Genomic DNA, 22042 nt, shown 5'->3' on the forward strand with positions numbered 1-22042 from the left:
TCGAAATGCTCCCTGTTTAGATTGGGGGAATTATTTTCCCAATCAGACGGTACCGGAGGACGCATGACAGATGAATTCATCCAAGCTGATGCCAAAACGGTAAACGCTTGGTACTTAGACAATGACGTCATATTAGTTGACGTCCGTGAAACCCCTGAATATGAGTACGAACATATTCCGGGTGCCCTGCTGTTGCCGCTTTCTTTCCTGGACGAAACCTTATTTCCCCTAACAGATGGCAAAAAGGTGGTATTCATCTGCCAAGTTGGTAAACGGTCCGCTGCCGCCCAAAAACAGGTGGCGAAAGAAGGCATTATGAACACGATTAATTTGATCGGCGGCGTTGATGCTTGGCGCGAAGCCGGATTTGACCTCGAAGGTGCGCGCTACGAGGATGTTGATTACTCGATCTGATTTTACGATCAGCGTTCTAAAATTAAATCACTTACGTCGAGCCGCTGTTGCCAGTCGGCCCGCACCAGTTCCGGGTCCAGGTGTTCTTCCTCTGGATAGCCAACACAAAGATACGCGATCAGGCTCCAGCCCTCGGGCACATCCAGAATTTTCCCAACATTATCAGGGTTCAGGATCGAGACCCATCCCACTCCCACCCCATGAGCGCGCGCCGCCAACCACAAGTGATTGATGGCGCCAACCACTGAAAATTTGAGGGTTTCAGGCATGGTGCGTTGACCCAACCCGTGGCCGACGCTGGTTTCTGTATCTGCAAATACCGCCAAGTGGACGGGCGCATCACGCAATCCTGATAGTTTAAGTGATGCATAGATCCGTGCCTGTTCGCCTTGATAGTCGTCCAAGGCTTCCTTGTTGCAATGTTGAAAGTCTTCGATAATTCGATTGCGCCGGTCCGGGTCCCCAACCTTCACAAATCGCCACGGCTGAGAATTACCGACACTCGGTGCCAGTGCTGCTTGGGCAATCAGTCCCTTCAGTAAATTTTCCGAAACCGGAACGTCTGCAAACCGCCGAACATCTCGCCGCCATTGGAACAATTCCAACAGGTGGTCGCGGAAGTGTTCGTCGAATGTTGGGCCGTCAGCCATGAATTCCAAATCCCACTTCGCCGGTTGAAGAGAGCCTCCCGTAACACAATAGCCGAATTCTGTCCCGGGTAATTTCATTCTAGAGCCAAATCGAACGAACACGCTTGTTTTTCTAAAACCAGCGCGGTACGGTTTGCCGTGACGGTGCCCCGGTTTGGGGTAAAGGGAATACGGTGCGGCTAACAGATATTTGGCCAAATCCGAAGCTGCCCTCGCAACTGTAAGCGGCGAGCCGGCGCCCAAAAATTCCACTGGGACTTTTTGTTCTGGGAAGGAGGGGCAACCGGCAACGACCTGCAAGCCAGGAAACCTGCCGTCACTTAACATCGCGAACCTCCGGACGAGGTCAATTCGGTGGGGCGGGCAAACCGTTTGCGGTGGTTGGATAAAAAATTTTACTGCTTTCGGAGATTTAGAACATGACAAAGATTAAAACTGAAGCCCTTGAAGTCTCCCAGACGGAAGCCGTCGCGGAAGAGTCATCTGTCGTAATGTCAGCCGTTTTGGCATTTTCGATTGGATTATTCCTTGTATTCGGTGCGGCGCTGGCCAATTCATCAACGTTGCATAATGCAGCGCACGATGGGCGGCACGCGTTTACCGTCCCCTGTCACTAAAATAACCCTGTAAAAATGCTTAACCGCATCCTGGCGACAGCGATTGTCGCCGGTGCACTCGCGGGCGTATTTGTCTTCGGCGCGCACATGGTCAAGGTTGTCCCGCTTATTCAGGCGGCAGAGGTTTATGAAAGTTCAAAGTCAGCCTCGACCCCGGACCACGCCCACGGTGACAAAAAAGAAAATGCAAAAGCGACGCCTGTCTCTGCCCACAATCACGAAGCCGACGAATGGGCCCCTGAGAATGGGATGGAGCGCACCCTCTACACCCTCCTCGCAGACCTCATCATGGGTGTTGGTTTCGGCCTGATGCTGACCGCCGTCATTGCCATCAGCAAACGTGAGGTGGATTGGCAAAAAGGTATTCTTTGGGGGTTAGGCGGGTTTTGCGCCGTCACCGCGTTCCCGGCTTTAGGGCTGGCACCTGAAATGCCGGGTATGCAGGTCGCCGCATTGGCCGAACGACATGTCTGGTGGGGGGCGACTGTTGTGGCGTCATCGGTTGGTCTGGGGATGATGTTTTTGACGCAAAGCTGGGCTTTTAGAATTGGCGGGGCAATCCTTCTTACCATCCCCCATATTGTCGGGGCTCCGCATGTGAAACTCGAGGCCGGGATAATTCCTGTCGAATTGGGCTCGCAATATGCGGCGACGACACTAATTATTACATTGTTATTCTGGCTTGTCCTCGGTGGCCTAACTGGACATTTCTATCAGCGCTTCAATCGGGACTAAGCCCAACCAATTTACCTAGACGACCGGCCTTTGCGTCGGCCTCGACCATGGAGTTATGAAATGTCTATAAAACCAGTCGTTTTCGCCGTCACTATCGCAGTTTTCGCGTTCCCAGCGGTAGGCGCGGAACAAACGCCGAGTTACCCCAAAATTTCTGGTTCGGTCGCCTTCGAGCTTGAAAATAATGCCAATTACAATTCAGATGACGCGACGAATGAATTCAACAGTTTGTCCACCAAGATAGAGCCCGCAATCGGCATTCGTTTCACGCCGCAGTTTTCGGTGAACACCACGCTGACATTCGAGCCGGTTCAAGATCCTGCATTTCCCGGTGAAGATCGATTTTTCGATAATCAAGGGCTCATTTTATCTGTATTAACGGCGAACTATGACACCGACAGGTTCTCGCTCTATGGCGGTAAGTTTGGCCCCTATTTTGGGACTGCCTGGGACATTTCACCGGGGCTCTTTGGCGCTGACTTGGCCAAGGGCTACGAATTAGGAAAAAGCATCGGCCTCGGCGGTAGCGTAACAACTCAAAAAACCCGCTTTGGCACGCATGCCCTCTCTGTCGATACCTTCTTTTTAGACTCAACTCGATTGTCTGAAACCGCCTTCACACGGGCGGTTAGAACCCGCGAACGGGATGGTGGGCCCGGTAATACCGGCGATTTGGGGTCTGTTTTGGTCGGGCTTAATGGCCAGAACCTTGGCGGATTAAAGGGATTGAATTATCACCTCTCTTACCTGTCACTCGGCAACGAAACCGCCGCCGCCTCAGATGAAAGCCGCATCGGTGTGGGCGCAAACTATCAGCTAAATTTAACCGATAAGTGGGGGCTCTTCGGGCTGGTCGAATACGTGAACATCGATAATGCGGACGGAACCAATGACCAAGACCGATATTATCTGACCGGGGCGGCGCAAGTTTCCTATGACGCCTGGAATATTGCGCTGTCTTATACCGACAAAGAAACCGAGCCCTCTGGCGGCACGACAACAAACGAAGCACAATTCAAGGTATCGGCGGGCTATGTCTTTGGCTTTGGCTTGGGCCTTGATCTGGGCTGGACGACGGTGCGGAATGATGGCATTGATACTGACACCTTTGGAACTAAACTCTCCTATACAATTGAATTCTAGAATACATGCTCTCAGTCCTCAGCTTTGGTTTCTTACTCGGCTTGCGCCACGCTATAGAAGCTGACCATGTCGCCGCCGTGGCATCATTGGCGAGTGGAACCCGGTCCTTGCGACGGGTACTTCCGATTGGTGTGCTGTGGGGACTCGGGCATACCGCAACGCTGGTGCTTTTCGGGGCGTTGATCTTAGTATTTGATGCCATCGTTCCGGCAGCCTTGTCGCAAGGGCTGGAAGCAGCGGTTGGCGTGATGTTAATTATACTCGGTGCGGACGTACTCTATCGGCTTTGGCGTGAACGCATTCACTTTCATCTCCACAAGCACGGGCCTGACGCCCCCCACTTTCATGCCCACACACATCAAAAATCTACCCGCCACGAAGCTGATCCGCATAATCACAAACACCCAAGTGGCCTACCGCTCCGCGCCTTTTTGGTCGGCTCTATGCACGGTATGGCAGGATCGGCAGCGTTAATCTTGCTAACCCTACAGTCTGTAGACTCAACCGAACTGGGATTGATCTATATCGGTCTCTTCGGTGTTGGATCAATCGCCGGCATGGCGTTGTTGTCCGTGGCCATCGCCGTGCCGATGGCATTTGCATCCAAAGGTTTAACGCAAATTTATGTGTGGTTTCGGGGGGGCATCGGTGCGGCGACGGTTGGCCTTGGCGTCTTCACCCTAGTCCTTATCTGAAACCCCGGCTTCGGCAAAAGTGGCCATGCCTGTGTGACAAGCGACAGCTGCCTTAAGAATTCCCAAGGCCACAGCGGCGCCGGATGCTTCACCCAGTCGCATGTCTAAATTTAGGATCGGGGCCAGGCCCAATTTCTCAAGCAACTTCCCATGCCCAGGTTCAGCCGATACATGGCCCGCAACACAATGATCGAGCGCTCCAGGATTGACTGCATTGAGCGCAGCCGCAGCCGCACCACAAACGTATCCGTCCAGCACGACCGGCACCTTCATCCTTCGCGCCTGAACAATTGAGCCCGCCATCGCTGCTAATTCACCACCACCCGCACAACGCAGTATTTCCAGCCCATCAAACTTCTGCCTTCCATATCGTTCGCCGGCACTCTTCACGACTCGGTGCTTGGCGTCCATCGCCGCCCCGACAACGCCGGTGCCAGGCCCCACCCATTCCTCTGACTGGCCGCCGTAAAGTGCGCAACAAATTGCTGCCGCGACCGTGGTATTTCCAATTCCCATTTCACCGATGCAGACAATGTCCGAGCCTTGATCCACCGCTGCCATTCCCTGGCTAAAAGCGCGGATAAATTCGGTCTCAGTCATCGCAGGTTCGCGAATAAAACTTTTGGTTGGCGCTGAGACATTGACATCAACTGCCTTCAGGGTCGCGCCAAAGGCATTGGACAGTTGGTTAATGGCAGCCCCCCCAACTTCAAAATTCGCCAACATTTGTGCCGTAACTTCAGCAGGATAGGCCGAAACCCCCTCAGCTGTGATGCCGTGGGACCCGGCAAACACGAGAACCGATGGGGCCTCCATCCGCGGCGGATGTGATCCCTGCCAAGCCGCAAGCCAATGGGCGATGTCTTCCAATCGGCCCAGCGACCCCGGCGGCTTGGTCAATGTCGGCTCCCGCGCAGCTGCTTTCTCGGTGGCCTGCTGATTAGGTCCGGGCAATTCTCGCAAAAGAGCGCGAATATCGTCTATATGGGTAAAAGAAACTTCATTTAGCATGGAGCCAACCTACGACTATGCTTTGCCAAGCAAAAGCGAAAATGATAGCTTCAACCTGCCTTTGAGATAGGGAAGTCCGGTGAGAGACCGGTGCTGCCCCCGCAACTGTAAACGGCGAGCCGACACCCCCTTAGTCACTGGATCATTTTTGATCTGGGAAGACGGGTGAGAAGGCAAAGACCCGTGAGCCAGGAAACCTCCTCAGAGGCACAACTGAAACGCTCACCTGTTTCCTCGGGCGGAGGATGGAGTGACCATGTCACCAGCGACCCTAAACGGCAATCTTTCCGGCATTACCCTAATCTTGGGCGGCGCGCGCTCGGGTAAAAGCGCCTATGCGGAAAAACTCGTAGAAGACGCAGGCGGCGGGGTCTATTTGGCGACAGCCACGGCGTCTGACGGGGAAATGAGCGATAGAATCGCCCAGCATCAAGCGCGTCGGGGAAGCACGTGGACGACCCGTGAAGAAACATTAAACATCGCTGGCGCACTTGCAGAATTAAATAATGACTCGGTTCCCGTGCTCGTCGATTGCCTAACACTTTGGATGTCGAACCTAATGGCGGAGGACCGAAAAATTGAGTCCGAAATCAGCTCACTTATCAATGTCCTTCACCACGTTTCAAATCCCATCGTTTTGGTCTCATTAGAAGTTGGCCTAGGTATCGTTCCCGAAAACAAACTCGCGCGGCTTTACCGCGACCATGTTGGCCGTATGAATCAAGCTGTCGCTGAAATGGCTGATTCAGTCTTATTCATCACGGCCGGTTTGCCGCTAAAATTAAAATAGGAAAAAATATGCTTTCACGAAAAATTCCCGTCACAGTTATCACCGGATTTCTAGGCGCCGGAAAGACCAGCCTGATCCGCCATCTTTTGGAAAATGCCGGGGGTCGACGCTTGGCATTGGTGATCAACGAATTCGGCGACATCGGCGTTGATGGCGAAATCCTAAGAGGCTGCGGTGATGAAACCTGCAGCGAGGATGACCTTGTCGAACTGACCAACGGATGCCTGTGCTGCACCGTGGCGGATGAATTTTTGCCGACCCTGGAGATGTTATTGGACCGACCCGAACCCGTTGACCACATCGTCATTGAAACGTCAGGACTCGCGCTACCCAAGCCTTTACTAAAAGCCTTTCAATGGCCGGAAGTAAAATCTCGTACCACAGTCGACGGGGTGATCGCGGTCATTGATGGGCCTGCTGTATCCGACGGATTGTTCGCAACCGATCCTCTGGAACTTGCCCGATTGCGAGAAGAAGACCCTTCGCTTGATCATGACAGCCCGCTCGAAGAGCTCTATGAAGATCAACTCAACAGCGCCGATTTGGTGATCGTCAGCAAACAAGACCTAATGGATGAAAATGTTCAAAGCGATGTTCACGCGCAAGTCTCCGCTAAGATTCGCGACGCGGTTCAGGTATTAGCCGCCAGCCACGGCAAACTCGACCCAGATGTTATATTAGGTGTGGGTGCGGCGGTAGAAGATGATTTGGACAATCGCAAATCCCACCATGATGATGAGGAAGATCACGAACACGATGACTTCGAAAGTTTCATTGTGGAATTGGATGCGGTTGCCGAGCCTGAAACTTTAGCCGAACGAATTGAAAAAGTCCTCAGCCTCGAAGGTGTGCTCCGGGTTAAAGGATTCGCAGACGTCACCGGCAAGCCTGCGCGCCTGATCGTCCAAGGTGTGGGCCGACGACTAAATCATTATTACGACCGCTTGTGGAATGCCAATGAGGACCGTCGGACTCAACTTGTCGTGATCGGGCTCGCAGGTCTTGATCGCACGACAATCGAAGCGGCCTTAAAAATTTAAATGCACCTGCTTGTCACCCAACCCGGCGATATCGCAGATGGCGAAGAGGCCGTTGACCTTGGTCAGTCTCCCGGTGAAATTGTGGTCCTATCTGCGGCTGCTAGCGACCTTTCTCTGCTGGCCAACGTGCGTCAAAGTTTGGGCGAAGGTTTTCCAACCCTCCGGCTCGCCAATCTATTACAACTCAGCCACAACATGTCGGTTGATGTCTACATGGAAGACACTTTAGCGCACGCCAAGTTAGTTGTGATTCGATTGTTAGGAGGAATTGGTTATTGGACGTATGGGATTGAACAGGTGCAGGCATTGGCCCGCGAAAAAGGGTTCTTACTTGCCGTTGTTCCCGGAGATGATAACCCTGACCCCGAATTAGATCGGGCTTCCAACCTACCGACAGATGCCTGCCATAGGCTGTGGCAATATGGCGTTCAGGGTGGACCGGATAATGCCGAACAGTTTTTGCGCTATGCAGCGTCGCTGTTAAACGAAGACGACGATTGGCTGGAACCAAAGCCTTTGATTCGAGCTGGCGTTTATTGGCCTAACGTCGCTGAACCCAACCTGAAGGACATTCGTAATCATTGGATATCTAACGCCCCCGTAACGGCGATTGTTTTTTATCGCGCGCTCCTGCAAGCCGGAAATCTAAAACCCATTGATGCCATGATTGAGGCATTGCGTGCGGAAGGTCTCAATCCTTTGCCGATTTTCACAGCCAGCCTAAAAGAACCGGTTGCGGCAAAAATTGTTGAGACGATTTTGTGTGAGGCACCCCCTGACGTGATTCTAAACTGTACCGGGTTTGCCGTCTCCACCCCTGGCGATAATATTATGGTGACACCATACACATCATCAGATTGTTCCGTCTTGCAAGTGGTCTTGGCAGGCGGCAACCAAGAAAATTGGGCTGACGGTACACGCGGGTTGTCGCCAACAGACCTAGCCATGAACGTTGCCCTACCCGAAGTCGATGGACGCATTCTGTCACGCGCAGTTTCATTTAAGGCCCCCGGCAGATTTGATGCTGCAACCGAAACCACCATCGTTGAATACGAACCGATTCCTGATCGCATCAACTTTGTCGCGGCCTTGGCGTGCGCTTGGGCCAGACTTAAAAATACCGAAGCATCTGATCGGCGCGTCGCGATCATTCTCGCCAACTACCCCAATAAGGATGGTCGGTTGGGCAATGGCGTTGGCTTGGATACGCCAGCTGGTGTGGCGACCACGCTTCATAGGCTAAAGGCCGAGGGTTATAATCTAGGCTCCCAATATCCCAGCACAGGCGAAGACTTAATCAAAATTCTCCTGGCAGGACCTACCAATGCTCCCGGTATTAGACAGGGTGAAGAATATTTTTCTATATCCGACTACGCCAGATATTTTAACGCCCTGCCCGACACCATCCAAAAACAAATGACTGAACGTTGGGGTGACCCAGAAGACGATCCCTTTGTCACTAACAATAAATTTATCCTGCCCGTTCACCGCTTCGACAACATCATTATCGGGGTGCAACCCGCACGCGGCTATAACATCGACCCGACTGAAACGTATCACGACCCTGACCTCGTCCCACCGCATGGGTACTTGGCATTTTATGCTTGGGTCAGAAATACGCTGGATGCTCACGCCATCATTCACTTCGGTAAACACGGTAATTTGGAATGGCTGCCGGGTAAGGCTGTCGCCCTATCAAAATATTGTTTCCCGGAAGTGGCACTTGGTCCAGTGCCTCACCTCTACCCCTTTATTGTGAATGATCCCGGCGAGGGCACCCAGGCCAAGCGCCGATCCCAAGCCGTGATTATTGATCACCTGACGCCGCCGATGACCCGGGCGGAAAGCTATGGCCCGTTGCGTGATTTGGAACAATTGGTGGATGAATATTATCAAGCAGCCGGTATGGACCCTCGCCGACTAAAAGTCTTGGGCAAAGAGATTTTGGACCTAAGTGCCGACATCGGCCTCGACAAAGACGTCGGCATTATCTCCACTGATGACGAGGGGGCCGCGCTGGGAAAACTAGATAATTATTTATGTGAGCTCAAAGAATTACAAATTCGCGATGGCCTGCATATTTTTGGAAAAGCGCCTGAGGGTCGTTTAGCGACGGACCTCTTGGTAGCGTTGGCGCGGCTGCCTCGGGGTGATGGCAAGTCAGAAAACGCGTCGATCATTCGTGCCCTTTGTGAAGATCTAGGCCTCAGTGGATTTGATCCCCTGGACTGTGTGATGGGCGATCTTTGGGAAGGCCCTACCCCCGATGTCCTAATGTCTCAGTCTGATGACCCATGGCGAACTTTTGGGGACATGATTGAACGGCTGGAAATTTTGGCTCAGGCTCTGGTTGCAGGTGAAGCACAGCTTGCACCCGAATGGGTCGCGACAAAGCGCGTCCTAAAATTTATCGAGAGCATACTTCGTCCGACCTTAGAATCCTGCGGAGAGAACGAGTTGAAGGGATTGATGACGGGACTAGAAGGAAGGTTCGTTGTTCCTGGTCCCAGCGGTGCGCCAACTCGGGGCCGACCCGATGTCCTGCCTACGGGTCGAAATTTTTATTCCATCGACAATCGCGCCGTGCCGACATTGGCGGCATGGAAGTTGGGCTGGAAATCTGCGTCCCTGTTGATTGAGCATCACTTCCAAGAATACGGCGACTTCCCCCGGCGGCTTGCCCTCAGCGCCTGGGGAACATCGAACATGCGGACCGGCGGTGATGATATTGCACAAGCCTTGGCGCTGATGGGAGTGCAGCCCGTTTGGGACAAAAATGCCCATCGGGTTACCGGGTTTGAAGTCATGCCGCTGGATGTTTTGGGGCGGCCACGGGTTGATGTGGTCTTCCGCGTTTCTGGTTTTTTCCGCGATGCCTTTCCGGCTCAAGTCAACCTATTGGATTCTGCCGTTCGTGCCGTTGCGGCCTTGGACGAACCTGCCGACTTAAACCCCCTCGCGGCCCAAGTGCAGACCGATGCCAATACATTTGGCCGCGATGGAATGAACAAAGATGAAGCTCTGCGTCGCGCGGCCTTCAGAGTGTTCGGGTCTAAACCCGGTGCATACGGTGCAGGCCTACAAGCCCTGATTGATGAGAGATGTTGGGAGACGGATGAAGATTTAGCCGACGCCTATTTGGCCTGGGGCGGTTACGCCTATGGGGATGGTGCCGACGGCGATGCGGCTGAAGACTTATTTAAGGCCCGGTTAGCTGGCGTGGAAGTCGTGGTTCAAAATCAAGACAACCGCGAACACGATATATTGGACAGTGATGATTATTACCAGTTCGAGGGCGGCATTACCGCAGCCGTCCGGCATTTATCAGGCGCCCAACCTACCCTCTATCACAACGACCATTCACGCCCCGAAAGCCCGCGCATCCGGACCCTGGCTGATGAAATTGGTCGGGTGGTTCGGGCCCGCGCCGCCAACCCAAAATGGATTGATGGCGTCATGCGCCATGGCTACAAGGGCGCGTTTGAAATGGCGGCGACGGTGGATTATTTGTTTGCCTTCGCCGCGACAGCAAGGGTGGTTGAAGATCATCACTTCGATCAGGTTTTTGATGCTTACTTAGGGAACAATGACGTGCGGGAATTTATAAGGCAGCATAATCCCGCAGCGCTTAAGGAAATGGCAGAACGGTTCGATGAAGCCGTGCGACGGGACCTCTGGCGGCCACGATCCAATTCAGCCCATAATCTTTTGAACAGCCTTTTAGAAAGCCCAACAGAAGGAGCGACACCGTGACCGATGACTTATCGGAAGAAGAACTCAACGCCCGCGCCAACGAAAAGCGCCGCAAACACAAACAGGCGAAAGATCGTATCTTGGCAAAAAAAACCAAGGAAGGCAGCCTGCTAATGGTTCACACCGGCAAAGGAAAAGGCAAGACCACCGCTGCCATGGGCTTAGCCATGCGCTGCATCGGTCACGGTATGAAGGTCGGCATCGTGCAGTTCGTGAAAGGCAAATGGGAGACGGGTGAACGGGCGGTGCTTGATAAGTTTCCGGACCTTGTCACGATCACGGCCATGGGCGAAGGCTTTACCTGGGAGACCCAAGACCGCGCCCGCGATATCGCCGCCGCCACCGCTGCGTGGGACCGGGCACAACAAATGATCAATGACCCTGACTACGGCCTCGTCGTATTGGATGAGATTAACATCGTGCTTCGAAACGACTATCTGGACATTAAAGATATCGTTGCGTTTTTGACATCAAGGCAACCCGGTGGGCATGTCATGTGCACGGGCCGAAATGCCAAACCGGAATTAATCGAGGCCGCTGATCTGGTCACGGAGATGACAGAAATCAAGCATCACTTTCGTGCGGACTTTAAAGCTCAGACCGGGATTGAGTTTTAAAGAATGACGGCAAAGGCATTGATGTTTCAGGGTACGGGCTCTGATGTTGGCAAATCGCTGATGGTCGCAGGGCTCGCTCGAGCATTGGTTCGACGCGGTCTCAAAGTTTTACCGTTCAAACCACAAAACATGTCCAACAATGCAGCCGTGACAAAAGAGGGTGGTGAGATCGGACGCGCCCAAGCGTTGCAAGCGCAAGCCGCCAAAGTTGACGCAACCGTAGATATGAACCCGGTGCTGCTAAAACCGCAATCGGATGTTGGGGCGCAGGTTGTGGTGCGCGGTAAGGTGCGCGGCAATGCCAAGGCGCGGGACTATCAGAAATTAAAACCGGACCTTTTGCCCGAAGTCATGGAAAGTTTTGAACGTCTGAAAGAAGATGCGGACATTGTCTTGATCGAAGGGGCTGGCAGCGCGTCGGAAATTAATCTGCGGGACGGCGACATCGCCAACATGGGATTCGCCACTGCAGCAGATGTCCCTGTTGTCCTGGTCGCGGACATTGATCGAGGCGGCGTAATCGGCAGCCTTGTCGGTACATGGCATGTTGTCACTGACGCAGAAAAAAAATTAATCGCGGGCTATATCATCAACAAATTTCGCGGCGACCAAAGCCTGTTTGATGATGGAATAAAAATTATTGAGGAACAGACAAGCTTAAGCTGTTTCGGAGTCGTCCCCTATTTACCCATCGTCGCTCAACTGCCTGCAGAAGACAGCATGGCTTTGGAACAGACGCGTCCAGACGGCATCGATGGGACGGTCAAAATCACCGTGCCGCGCCTTGCCCACATTTCTAATTTTGACGATTTCGATCCGCTGATTGCCGAGCCTTCCGTCCAATTGGATTTTATTCCCCCAGGCCAGGCCCTGCCGGGGGACGCCGACTTGGTTATCCTGCCGGGTTCCAAAGCAACGATTGCGGACCTTACAGATTTCCAAGTTCACGGATGGGATTTGGATTTGAAAACCCACATTCGCAGAGGTGGTTCTGTCCTTGGCATTTGCGGCGGCTATCAAATGCTGGGGACCCACTTGTTCGATCCAGAAGGAATTGAGGGGGCATCCAACGATGTTCCCGGCCTTGGGTACTTGGAACTTCAAACCATTTTAACCAGCGACAAAAGTCTTTCGGAAGTTAGCGGCACGGCGTTTGCCTCTCTTGGCAAAGTCCGCGGCTACGAAATGCATTCGGGTCAAACGATGGGATCTGCGATTAACCAACCGTTTGCGACCCTAGAAGGTCACGCTGATGGCGCTGTTTCCGAAGATGGGAAAATCATGGGCTGTTATATCCACGGTCTGTTCGCCGAAGATGAATTCCGCAGCGCCTTTCTAAATCGATTGAGGCCAGGGAGCGGAAGTGGTCTGAACTACGAGGCAGAGGTTGAACGCGCCTTGGAATCTCTAGCGGACAGTTTGGAAAATGCACTTGATATAGACGCGCTCATAAAAGCAGCCCGCTAAGCGCGCCACAATCCAGCGCCAAAATAGCTAGTGCGACCCAATAGACCCGAAGCGCTTGTCCAATGTCATCAGGCGTTGCCTCTTCCCGACCGTCCCCCATCCATGCATCCTCAATCATTTCATCACCGTACTGGCGGGGACCCGCAAGACGCACCCCCAAAACCCCCGCCATGGCGGCCTCTGGATACCCGGCATTTGGCGAACGATGATGGCGTGCATCCCGAATGATGGTGCGAATTCCGCCCGTAGCACTCAGTCCTCGGCTAAGTGCAGCGCCTGCAACGATCAGAAATCCGCTTATCCGCGCCGGAATTAAATTTAATAGATCATCCAGGCGCGCAGCCGCCCAGCCAAAATCACGGTGTTTTTCCGTTTTATGACCGATCATGCTGTCTGCAGTATTAATCGCCTTGTAGACGAGGATGCCGGGCAACCCGAACAGCAAAGCCCAGAATACAGGCGCCACCACACCATCAGAAAAATTCTCAGCCAAGGACTCGATCGCAGCGCGGACCACGCCGGCCTCATCAAGTGCCTCCGTATCACGCCCGACGATGGCAGAAACGGCGACGCGGCCTTCTTCCAAGTCTTCGTTCACCAGAGCATAGCGAACAGCCGCAACATGATCCGCCAAGCTTTTTCCGGCTAAAAACATTGAGATCACGAATGCTTCTGCGACCCAGCCCCAATAATGCTCGGCCAAGGCACCAGAAATTAGAATCCCAATTATGGCCATGCCTGAGCAAAGGCTGATCACCAAAAGAATACCTAACATCTTTTTCAAACGTGATTTGATCTCGTCCCGGTTTAGAACTTCATCCATCGCCCCGATGATCCGCCCAATCAAAACCACAGGATGGGGAACGAGGGCATAAAGGCGCTTTGGATCACCAATCGCCACGTCCAAAAGCAGGGCGAGAGTAACGACAGCAAAGATTTCCAGCGGCAACATCGTTCTTATATGTCTTAGACCGGCAGAAAGGTAAAGGGAGCCTCTGAATTCACCGCTTTTGCTTTCATGACCCGCGCAGAAGAGGTAAGTTCCGGGGCCGGTAATTGAGGGCAAATTTTTAGGGAAAAAACATGGCGAAGTTGGGAATTATGGTCTGCGGACACGGCAGCCGCAACGTTGAGGCAACCGATGAATTTGCCCGGCTTGTTGAGGGTATAAAGAAACGTTTTCCGCAACATCCGGTGGATTACGGATTCTTAGAATTTGCCACGCCGATTCTCCACGATGGCCTGGAAAACCTACGCGCCCAAGGCGTGGACCACATCATCGCCGTGCCCGGCATGCTGCTGGCTGCCGGTCATGTGAAGAATGATTTACCCTCAGTGGTCAATGAATACGCCGCCGAACATCCTGAGATCAAAATTGAATTTGGCCGCGATTTGGGCGTAGACACCAGGCTTCTGGTCGCCGCCCGCCAGCGTATCGAACAAGCCTTGGAAAAGGCCAGCGATGACGTTTCCCGGGAAGAAACATTATTAATGGTGGTCGGGCGTGGCACGTCTGATCCAGATGCCAATTCCAATGTCTGTAAAATCGCCCGCATGTTGTGGGAGGGTATGGGATTCGGTTGGGGCGAAGTTTGTTATTCTGGCGTGACTTTCCCCTTAGTAGCTCCTGGCTTGGAACACGCCGCCAAGCTTGGCTACAAACGCATCATCGTTTTTCCCTATTTTTTATTCACTGGCATTTTGGTCAAACGTATTTATTCCATCACCGATGAAATTACCGATCGCTACCCAGACATTGAATTCCTAAAAGCAGGATACTTAAATGACGACGAATTGGTGATCGACACCTTCGCCGATCGCATCGAAGGCGTGTTGGAAGGCGATACCAACATGAACTGTCAGCTCTGCAAATATCGTGACCAAGTGATCGGTTTCGAAGCCCAAGTCGGAGAAGCGCAGGCGGGTCATCATCATCACGTCCAGGGTATTGGCACGGAAGCTGATCAGCCACACGAGCACGATCATGATCACCAACACGACCATGATCACGGGCATGACCATGGGCACCACCATACGCCGCACCCATTTGCCGATCACCCACACGGGCCGGCCAAACGTAATCCGGAAGCCGTCGATTAAGGCTAACGCTCGGGGATAAAAATTGGAATACCTTCGCGATCCAGCGGAAATTTATCGGGCATCGTTTGCCGCCATTCGTGCGGAATCGGATTTAAGCTCTGTGCCGACGGAACTACATGACGTGGCGCTTCGTATCGTCCACTCTTGCGCTGATCCCGATATCATAAAAGACCTGAGGTGGCGGGGCGATGTCGTGGGCGCAGCGCGGGATGCCTTAAACTCAGGCGCACCTATTTTGGTTGATTCGCGAATGACCGAGACTGGAATTATCAAATCTCGCCTGCCGCGGGACAATCCTGTCATCTGCACCTTAAACGAACCGGGCGTACCCAACTTGGCAGAAAAAATCGGCAACACCCGATCCGCGGCTGCGATTGAACTTTGGCCGCCTAATTTGAAAGGGGCCGTGGTCGCCATTGGCAATGCACCGACCGCTTTGTTTCATTTGATGGAATTGTTAGATGATCCGGCGACTCCCGCCCCTGCCGCTATTTTTGCATTCCCCGTCGGTTTTATCGGCGCTGCTGAATCTAAAGACGCCTTAGTTTCGTTCAAACCTGATACCCCTTACGTAACGCTTCAAGGAAGACGGGGTGGCAGCGCTTTCGCCGCAGCGGCGGTCAATGCGGTGGCTGGAGGATTGGAATCATGAGCACCACGCCTTGGGTCACAATTGTCGGCATTGGTATGAATGGTGTTGAGGGTCTAACGCCTGAGCAACGCCAAGCCATCGACGACGCAGACATCCTGGCCGGTGGAAAACGCCACTTGGAAATGATCCCTGATAATGGGAGTGAACGCTTACAATGGCGCGCGCCGTTTATTGAGTCATTAGAAAAAGTCCTAGCATACAAGGGCCGAAAAGTTACCGTCTTGGCTACGGGCGATCCCATGTGGTTCGGCATTGGTGCGACATTGAGCCATAGGGTTGGAGAGGATGAAATGAAAGTCCTGCCCGCACCGTCGGCTTTTTCTTTGGCAGCTGCACGGATGGCCTGGCCGCTTGCCGACATTGAATGCCTGAGCACACATGGCCGTCCGATTGAGACGTTGATTTCCTTCCTAACCCCAGATGCAAAATTATTGATACTCACTGCCAACGGTGACGCACCAAAAGACATAGCAAAATTATTGGTGGCGCAGGGGTTCGGTGAAAGCCGGTTCACGGTACTGGGAAATTTAGGTAGTGATGATGAACTAAAGATTGAATCACCTGCTGCTGAGTGGGGCGGCAAAGAAGCACCTGACCTCAATACCGTTGCTGTGATTTGCCACGCCGGACTGAACGCTAGAATCTTTCCACGCACAGGTGGATTACCTGACAATGCTTTCATCCACGACGGCCAAATAACCAAGCGCGAAGTTCGTGCCGTGACCCTATCATCGCTGCAACCCTTGCCCGGCCAATTATTGTGGGATGTCGGGGCCGGATGCGGATCAATCGCAATTGAGTGGATGCGCAGTGCCCGCAATGCCCGCGCTTTTTCTATCGAGAAAAACCCTAAAAGAAGGGACATGATAAAAAATAATGCACTTGGATTGGGAACGCCAAGTTTGGAAATAGTTGCGGGATCCGCACCAGATGAATTTAGGGACTTGGAAGCACCGGACGCGATTTTCATTGGCGGTGGACTAACGACAAACAATGTCTTGTCATCCTGTTGGAAAGCGCTCAAGTCCGGAGGGCGCATCGTCGCTAACTCGGTTACGTTGGAAAGTGAGGCCATGCTAATTGACGCTCAAAATAACTTTGGCGGCGAGCTGATTAAAATATCCATCGACCGAACCCGTGAAGTCGGCAGCTTTAATCGCTGGAAGCCACTGGCCCCAGTGACTCAGTGGCAAGCGATCAAGCCATGACCGCAAAAGGTAAATTATGGGGGATTGGATTGGGTCCAGGTGATCCTGACCTGATAACCCTGAAGGCGCTAAAAATTCTGCAAGCCGTTGATGTTGTTGCCTACCCGGCACCGTTGGAAGGTGAAAGTTTTGCCCGCTCCATCGCCGCCCCTCATTTAGCGGGCAAACAAGTTGAATACCCCATTCGAATTCCCATGGTAGCGGACCGAGGCCCGGCACAAGATGTATATGACGTCGCCGCGAAAGATTTGGGGACACATTTAATTGCTGGGCGCACGGTGGCTGTGCTCTGTGAAGGCGATCCGTTTTTCTATGGATCGTTCATGTATCTGTTCCAACGGTTGATTGATGATTTTGATGTCGAGGTCGTGCCAGGCGTTAGCTCCGTCATGGCGTGTGCGGCGGAAGCGGGCATGCCGTTAGGCGAACGAACAGATGTCATTACCATTTTACCGGCATCCCTTTCCGAGATTGACCTGGAAAATAAACTTAGAGATACCGACACTGCCGTGATTATGAAGGTAGGGAGACATCTCTCTAAAGTGCGTACTATTGTGGAAAGGCTGGGGCTTATTGCCGAAGCGTGCTACGTGGAACGGGCGACGTTACCTGAGCAAAGAATTATTCCCTTGGCAGAAATATCCGATGATGCAGCACCCTATTTTTCAATGATTTTAGTTCAATCAAATGGGGGGAGATCATGAACCCTGTTTTTGTTTGTTTGACGTCCACGGGTGTGGCGTTGGCGAGGCAACTTGCGACGAATTTTCCAGGTTCTGTTGTTCACGGGTTGGAAGGACGGGCGGCGGATACAGATGTTTCCTTTGCCAAGACCCTACCCCATCTACAAGAACTATTTCAGAACGACCGTCCAATCATCGGTGTTTGTGCCGCCGGCATTTTAATTCGTGCCGTGGCCCCTTTGGTGCAGAACAAGAAAATTGACCCGCCGGTAATAGCGCTTGCTGATGATGGCAGTTGCGTTGTTCCGTTATTAGGGGGACACAGGGGTGGGAACGCCTTGGCGGAAAGAATCGCGAAATTATTGGAAATTGACGCATCAGTAACAACAGCCGGTGATCGCCGGTTTGGCTTCGCCTTGGATGATCCTCCAACGGGCTGGCGGCTTGGCGACCCTCGCTCGGTCAAACCGGTAACCGCTGCTTTGTTGGCGGGCGAGTCGGTGGGCTTAATCGATGAAACCCCTACAGGCATTAACGCCGACTGGCTAAACGACAGCCATGTTGATTTTGCGTCGACTCCACAAGATTTAAATATTCGACTCACGGCTAACGCGATTGAGGCGGACAAAAATTCTGTGGTTCTACACCCGGTAATTTTGGGCTTGGGTGTAGGGTGCGAAAGAGGTGCTGATCCTGATGAATTATTGAACTTGGTGGAAGAGATTCTCCAGGCCCAAGGTCTGTCCCGTCACGCTATCGCCTGTGTTAGCACGATTGATTTGAAAGCGGACGAGCCCGCTGTTATTGCGCTCGCGGAAACTTTGGGTGTCCCCTTGCGGTTGTTTGCGGCGGATGCCTTAGAACAAGAAACACCGCGTGTTGCCAATCCATCTGATTATGTTTTTGAAACCGTCGGCTGTCATAGCGTGTCTGAAGCGGCGGCCCTTGCTGCCAGCGGACCAAAAGCAAAATTGATCGCGCCAAAATCAAAAGGCGCACGCACCACCTGCGCCATCGCCCAATCAACTGAATTAATAGATGTAAAATCCGTGGGACAAGGCCGAGGTCGTTTGACGGTCATCGGCATCGGACCCGGCACCGCAGATTGGCGAGCCCCTGAAGCAACCAATGCGGTTGCACGGGCCAGCGACCTTGTGGGTTATGGGCTTTATCTTGATTTGCTGGGTGACCTTACGTCTGGGAAACAGCGTCATGACTATCCATTAGGGAAGGAAACTGACCGTGTCGCTGCCGCGTTGGACTTAGCCGCAGAGGGGCGAGAGGTCGCGTTAATCTCCAGCGGCGATGCAGGCATCTATGCCATGGCGAGTTTGGTGTTCGAATTAATCGACACAGAAGATCGCGGCGACTGGAACCGTTTGGACGTGCAAGTGGTCCCTGGCATTTCTGCATTGCAAGCCGCGGCCGCCCGGACCGGCGCGCCGCTGGGTCATGATTTTTGCACGGTTTCGTTGTCTGACTTGCTGACTCCCTGGTCGGTTATAGAGAGACGATTGGAAGCCGCGGCCCAAGGTGATTTTGTGATAGCACTTTATAATCCGGTCTCTAAAAAGCGGCGCGATCATTTGGAAACTGCACGAATTATTTTACTTAAACATCGCCCCGCCGGAACCCCCGTAATCATCGCGCGGAATTTAGGGCGGGCGGATGAAAAAGTTGATGTGCTTCCTCTGGAAGATTTGAAAGTGGATATGGTTGATATGTTGAGTTTGGTGATGATTGGGTCGTCGGAAACCCGGACAGTTTCCATTGCGGGTGAGACGAGGGTCTACACGCCGCGCGGTTATGGGGATAAAAAATGACGGTTCACTTCATCGGCGCGGGACCTGGTGCGCCGGACCTAATTACGGTCCGGGGATTAAAATTCATCCAAGCCTGCCCGGTTTGTCTGTACGCCGGATCTTTGGTTCCGGCAGAGATTGTCGCCGCCGCGCCCGACGGTGCCGATGTCATTGATACCGCACCCATGACCCTGGAGGAAATAATCGCCCGGATCGAAGCCGCCCATGCGGAAGGTCACGATGTCGCTCGGGTCCATTCCGGTGATCCTTCCCTATACGGTGCCATCGCTGAACAAATGCGAAGGTTGGATGGGTTGGAAATTCCCTATGATGTAACCCCTGGGGTTCCCGCGTTCGCAGCGGCAGCGGCTTTGCTGAAACAAGAACTGACCCTGCCCGGCATTTCCCAATCGGTCATCGTCACCCGCACCGACGGCAAAGCATCGCCCATGCCGGAAGGCGAAGACTTAGCGACGCTGGGGGCCACGGGCGCGACCTTGGCCATCCATTTGTCGGTTAGAAATTTAGCCAAAGTGGTCCGCGAACTCAGCCCCCATTATGGCAACGACTGTCCTGTTCGAGTCGTCTATCGAGCGAGTTGGCCGGATGAAAAAGTAATTTCTGGAACGCTCGAGAATATTCGTGAAAAAGTTCGGGCCGAGAAAATTACCCGCACAGCGCTCATCTTGGTGGGGCATGTTTTGAACCACGAAACATTTGCCGATAGCAAACTTTATGATGCAGACCACCGGCATATTTTAAGGCCGCGCTAAAGCCACGCCATCACTGCATCAATAGACTCAGCAATTGTTCCCGTGGGCGCTTGCGGTCGATTGATCATAACCACGGGCAAGCCCAATTTCCGCGCCGCTTCAATCTTGGCATAGGCGCCACCGCCACTGTTCTTCGATACGACCGCACCAATTTGGTGATGGCGAAACATTTCTTTCTCGGCCTCCAGGGCGAAGGGCCCTCGGCCCAATACCAACTGATGGTTCGCTAAAGGAATATCCTCCGGCGGTGCATCAACCAAGCGAACCAGAAACCAAATTTTTGACAGGGGCGCGAAAGCTGCCAGATCTTTTCGCCCGGTTGCGAGGAAGACTCTGTCTGACAAACCCTGAAGCAATGCCGCTGCTTCTGCAGCATCATTTGTAATCCGCCAATCATCTCCAGGCATTGGTGTCCACTCAGGTCGCATGAGCTTAATCCGCGGAATGTTTTCTAGCCCACAGGCGGCTGCCGCATGGGCTGCCATGCGCGCGGCATAGGGGTGGGTCGCATCGATTACTTTGTCTATACTTTCTTCCCGTAAAAAATCAGCGAGGCCGTTGATACCGCCAAATCCGCCGGTTCTGACTTGGCAGTCAGGCACCTTGGGAGATCGGGTTACACCGGCCAAGGAATAAATTGCCTCAAACCCTGCCTTTGCCGAAATCGCTTCGGCCAACTTTGTGCCTTCTGCCGTGCCGCCCAAGATTAGAGCCCGGATCATGGTTTGGAAAATCCAGCACGGCCGACGGGAATGCCCGCTCGATCAATCACAATGACTTCTATGTCGATCGCATCGTTCACTTCACCAAGCGCCGTATCTCGCGCCCGTGCCGCCACTGTATCCCCTAAGGATACATCTTCGCGTTTAGCAACTAACAGCGCTTGAGCTGCTGTTTCCGTTGCTTCAATTTCTTGGATTATTTTTGAGGAGGCTCCCGCATTTTTTGCAAGTCCTGCCAAAAATTCCATATCAACTTGCGAACGCTTGGAATGAAGGTCTAAGTGACCTGCAGCCAGCTTCGCCAATTTACCGAACCCGCCCGCCAACGTGATGCGGGGAACAGGGTTATCGCGCAGATATTTTAAAGCGCCGCCAGCAAAATCACCCATGTCGATAATTGACGTTTCATCAAATCCGTAAATTTTAGACACTGTTTTTTCAGAAGTAGATCCGGTGGTCGCGGCCATGTGTTTGAGCCCAGCAGCACGACCGACGTCAATCACTTGGCGGATCGATGCAATCCAGGCCGAACACGAATAAGGCACGACGATCCCGGTGGTACCCAGAATTGATAACCCACCAACAATTCCCAATCGGCCATTCCAGGTTTTTTGGGCCAGCGCTTCGCCATTCCGGACTGAAATCGTTACCTCCACATTCAGTGCAGACTTATGGGTCGTAGCAATTTCGCTCAGGTTATCGATGATCATCTGCCGAGGTGCCGGATTAATCGCGGGCTCCCCCACCGCCAAGAGCAAGCCCGGTTTGGTCACGGTGCCAACACCTTCACCCGCCTTGAAAACAATTCCCTCGTCCGCGCCCCATTGGACCCTGGCTTCAATCGTCGCACCGTGGGTGACATCCGGGTCGTCGCCGGCATCCTTAATGATGGCAGCAGTGGCAAACCCGTCACCCAATTTACTTTCCGCAAGATCGAAAGCCGGTGTTTTGCCCTTGGGCAGGCGAATTTCGACGGGATATGGAAAGTTTCCGGTTATCAGCGCCTGAAACGCAGCCTTAGCCGCAGCCGTAGCACAAGCCCCCGTCGTCCAGCCATACCTGAGCGGCTTTTCATCATCATCTTGAAAGGTATTCGAATCATCCATCCCCTCTATGTAACAACGCTTGCCGGTTACGGGAAGGGAGAGTTGCCTTAAGCCCCGGTTCTGA

General features: G+C 53.1%; 21 protein-coding genes and 2 riboswitches. Of the genes, 16 read left to right on the forward strand and 5 right to left on the reverse strand.

Annotation, left to right across the window (positions count from 1 at the left end):
• The first annotated feature begins 63 nt into the window (after nt 1-63).
• Nucleotides 64-414 carry a rhodanese-like domain-containing protein gene (locus HOM51_00260; GenBank protein ID MBT5032923.1) on the forward strand — a complete coding sequence of 117 codons (351 nt, stop codon included), beginning with the start codon at nt 64-66 and terminating at the stop codon, nt 412-414.
• A gap of 8 nt (nt 415-422) precedes the next feature.
• Here HOM51_00260 and bluB read toward each other — a convergent pair whose 3' ends face one another.
• Nucleotides 423-1064 (reverse strand): 5,6-dimethylbenzimidazole synthase, encoded by a 642-nt coding sequence (bluB, locus tag HOM51_00265; GenBank protein ID MBT5032924.1) that lies wholly within the window; start codon nt 1062-1064, stop codon nt 423-425.
• A gap of 125 nt (nt 1065-1189) precedes the next feature.
• A riboswitch (cobalamin riboswitch) is annotated at nt 1190-1397 on the forward strand.
• 86 nt (nt 1398-1483) lie between these two features.
• Here bluB and HOM51_00270 point away from each other — a divergent pair.
• The 4 genes from HOM51_00270 to HOM51_00285 are packed head-to-tail and all read left to right on the forward strand — an operon-like array spanning nt 1484 to nt 4254.
• The gene (locus tag HOM51_00270; GenBank protein ID MBT5032925.1) at nt 1484-1681 is read left to right on the forward strand and encodes a CbtB-domain containing protein; all 198 of its coding nucleotides are present in this window, start codon (nt 1484-1486) and stop codon (nt 1679-1681) included.
• Nucleotides 1682-1696: 15 nt separating this feature from the next.
• Nucleotides 1697-2416, forward strand: a complete 720-nt coding sequence (locus tag HOM51_00275; protein ID MBT5032926.1) for a hypothetical protein — start codon at nt 1697-1699, stop codon at nt 2414-2416.
• 60 nt (nt 2417-2476) lie between these two features.
• On the forward strand, nt 2477-3559 hold the full coding sequence (locus HOM51_00280; GenBank protein MBT5032927.1) for a hypothetical protein: 1083 nt from the start codon (nt 2477-2479) through the stop codon (nt 3557-3559).
• Nucleotides 3560-3564: 5 nt separating this feature from the next.
• Nucleotides 3565-4254, forward strand: coding sequence for an urease accessory protein (locus tag HOM51_00285; GenBank protein ID MBT5032928.1), 690 nt, complete (start codon nt 3565-3567; stop codon nt 4252-4254).
• Here HOM51_00285 and cobT read toward each other — a convergent pair.
• Nucleotides 4240-5265 (reverse strand): nicotinate-nucleotide--dimethylbenzimidazole phosphoribosyltransferase, encoded by a 1026-nt coding sequence (gene cobT, locus HOM51_00290; protein ID MBT5032929.1) that lies wholly within the window; start codon nt 5263-5265, stop codon nt 4240-4242. The genes HOM51_00285 and cobT overlap by 15 nt on opposite strands.
• 66 nt (nt 5266-5331) lie before the next feature.
• Nucleotides 5332-5464: riboswitch (cobalamin riboswitch) on the forward strand.
• Between the two features lie 57 nt (nt 5465-5521).
• Here cobT and cobU point away from each other — a divergent pair.
• The 5 genes from cobU to HOM51_00315 are packed head-to-tail and all read left to right on the forward strand — an operon-like array spanning nt 5522 to nt 12932.
• Complete coding sequence (gene cobU / locus HOM51_00295; GenBank protein MBT5032930.1) at nt 5522-6055, forward strand: bifunctional adenosylcobinamide kinase/adenosylcobinamide-phosphate guanylyltransferase; 534 nt, start codon at nt 5522-5524, stop codon at nt 6053-6055.
• Nucleotides 6056-6063: 8 nt separating this feature from the next.
• Complete coding sequence (gene cobW, locus HOM51_00300) at nt 6064-7095, forward strand: cobalamin biosynthesis protein CobW (GenBank protein ID MBT5032931.1); 1032 nt, start codon at nt 6064-6066, stop codon at nt 7093-7095.
• The gene (gene cobN, locus HOM51_00305; protein ID MBT5032932.1) at nt 7096-10848 is read left to right on the forward strand and encodes a cobaltochelatase subunit CobN; all 3753 of its coding nucleotides are present in this window, start codon (nt 7096-7098) and stop codon (nt 10846-10848) included.
• The gene (gene cobO, locus HOM51_00310) at nt 10845-11465 is read left to right on the forward strand and encodes a cob(I)yrinic acid a,c-diamide adenosyltransferase (GenBank protein ID MBT5032933.1); all 621 of its coding nucleotides are present in this window, start codon (nt 10845-10847) and stop codon (nt 11463-11465) included. The genes cobN and cobO overlap by 4 nt, the downstream gene beginning before the upstream one ends.
• A 3-nt stretch (nt 11466-11468) precedes the next feature.
• The gene (locus HOM51_00315; GenBank protein ID MBT5032934.1) at nt 11469-12932 is read left to right on the forward strand and encodes a cobyric acid synthase; all 1464 of its coding nucleotides are present in this window, start codon (nt 11469-11471) and stop codon (nt 12930-12932) included.
• Here the strand turns inward: HOM51_00315 and HOM51_00320 are convergent.
• Nucleotides 12913-13884, reverse strand: a complete 972-nt coding sequence (locus HOM51_00320; GenBank protein MBT5032935.1) for a cobalamin biosynthesis protein — start codon at nt 13882-13884, stop codon at nt 12913-12915. The two genes, HOM51_00315 and HOM51_00320, sit on opposite strands and share 20 nt — an antisense overlap.
• A 131-nt stretch (nt 13885-14015) precedes the next feature.
• On the opposite strand from HOM51_00320, the gene HOM51_00325 reads away from it, so the two are divergent.
• The 6 genes from HOM51_00325 to cobM are packed head-to-tail and all read left to right on the forward strand — an operon-like array spanning nt 14016 to nt 20150.
• Complete coding sequence (locus HOM51_00325) at nt 14016-15032, forward strand: sirohydrochlorin chelatase (GenBank protein MBT5032936.1); 1017 nt, start codon at nt 14016-14018, stop codon at nt 15030-15032.
• 22 nt (nt 15033-15054) lie between these two features.
• Nucleotides 15055-15684: a precorrin-8X methylmutase gene (locus HOM51_00330; protein ID MBT5032937.1), complete on the forward strand. Its 630-nt coding sequence runs from the start codon at nt 15055-15057 to the stop codon at nt 15682-15684.
• A complete protein-coding gene (gene cbiE / locus HOM51_00335) occupies nt 15681-16892 on the forward strand; it encodes a precorrin-6y C5,15-methyltransferase (decarboxylating) subunit CbiE (GenBank protein ID MBT5032938.1) in 1212 nt (403 codons plus the stop codon). Before HOM51_00330 ends, cbiE begins: the two co-directional genes overlap by 4 nt.
• On the forward strand, nt 16889-17596 hold the full coding sequence (gene cobI / locus HOM51_00340) for a precorrin-2 C(20)-methyltransferase (protein MBT5032939.1): 708 nt from the start codon (nt 16889-16891) through the stop codon (nt 17594-17596). Before cbiE ends, cobI begins: the two co-directional genes overlap by 4 nt.
• Nucleotides 17593-19398, forward strand: coding sequence for a precorrin-3B C(17)-methyltransferase (cobJ, locus tag HOM51_00345; protein ID MBT5032940.1), 1806 nt, complete (start codon nt 17593-17595; stop codon nt 19396-19398). Before cobI ends, cobJ begins: the two co-directional genes overlap by 4 nt.
• Entirely contained in the window at nt 19395-20150 is a 756-nt protein-coding gene (gene cobM / locus HOM51_00350; protein ID MBT5032941.1) for a precorrin-4 C(11)-methyltransferase, read from the forward strand. Before cobJ ends, cobM begins: the two co-directional genes overlap by 4 nt.
• Here cobM and HOM51_00355 read toward each other — a convergent pair.
• Both HOM51_00355 and HOM51_00360 read right to left on the reverse strand, forming a co-directional pair.
• The gene (locus tag HOM51_00355) at nt 20147-20872 is read right to left on the reverse strand and encodes a cobalt-precorrin-6A reductase (GenBank protein ID MBT5032942.1); all 726 of its coding nucleotides are present in this window, start codon (nt 20870-20872) and stop codon (nt 20147-20149) included. The genes cobM and HOM51_00355 overlap by 4 nt on opposite strands.
• On the reverse strand, nt 20869-21978 hold the full coding sequence (locus HOM51_00360; protein ID MBT5032943.1) for a cobalt-precorrin-5B (C(1))-methyltransferase: 1110 nt from the start codon (nt 21976-21978) through the stop codon (nt 20869-20871). The genes HOM51_00355 and HOM51_00360 overlap by 4 nt, the downstream gene beginning before the upstream one ends.
• Nucleotides 21979-22042 lie beyond the last annotated feature (64 nt).

It is taken from the genome of Rhodospirillaceae bacterium, assembly GCA_018660465.1.
Lineage (GTDB): Bacteria > Pseudomonadota > Alphaproteobacteria > Rhodospirillales > JABJKH01 > JABJKH01.